The following is an 815-nucleotide window of genomic DNA, read 5'->3' as shown; positions in this document are numbered from 1 at the left end:
GGTGTTGTCACGTTAACCCTAGATCGGTTGCTCGTGTCTGGATTTGGACATAGATCGCATTGATGAATTCGTCGTCCATCAGCTACAAGCGTCACCGATTTCCTCCTCAGATCATTGCCCACGCTGTGTGGCTGTATTTCCGATTCAATTTGAGCCTTCGCGAAGTTGAAGAGATGCTGCTTGCGCGCGGGATCGACGTTTCTTACGAGACTATCTGGCGTTGGGTGATCAAGTTCGGACCGATGATGGCTCGAAACTTGCGACTAAGTCAGGACCGTCCTGGTGATGTCTGGCATCTCGATGAAGTTGTCGTGAAAATCGCTGCTCGCAGGTATTGGCTTTGGCGCGCGATCGATCAGCATGGCGTCGTGCTGGACGAAATACTCCAACCGAAGCGCGACAAACGGGCCGCAAAACGGTTGTTGCGCAGCCTGATAAAGCGTCTTGGTTTCATTCCCAAGCGGATCATCACGGACAAGCTGCGGTCGTATGGTGCTGCAAAACGAGAGGTTGCGCCGGGTCTGGATCATTGGTCGCACAAAGGGCTGAACAACCGTGCCGAAAACAGCCATCTCCCATTCCGAAAGCGGGAAAGGACGATGCAAGGACATCGATCTCCAGGAGGCTTGCAGCGGTTTGTGGCCACTCATTCAGCCATTCGGAATTGCTTTTGTGTTCCTGTGCGCCGTCGCTCCGCCTTAACAATCCGATATCACCGCCTCGAAGCATTTGACGCCTGGAATGCTGCCACCCGAGCAACTTGACACCCAAGCATCAGGATTTCTTCGTGAGTCAGAAGTTAACGTGACAACACC

General features: G+C 53.3%; 1 protein-coding gene. It reads left to right on the top strand.

Translation table 11 applies throughout. The features are described 5' to 3' along the window. Positions 1-62 precede the first annotated feature (62 nt). Positions 63-764 carry an IS6 family transposase gene (locus tag ACR0JI_RS21940; protein ID WP_480880461.1) on the top strand — a complete coding sequence of 234 codons (702 nt, stop codon included), beginning with the start codon at positions 63-65 and terminating at the stop codon, positions 762-764. Positions 765-815 lie beyond the last annotated feature (51 nt).

The organism is Ruegeria sp. N10, from assembly GCF_056531545.1.
Note: the sequence above shows the minus strand (reverse complement) of the source record. Positions and strands in the feature narration are given on the sequence as shown.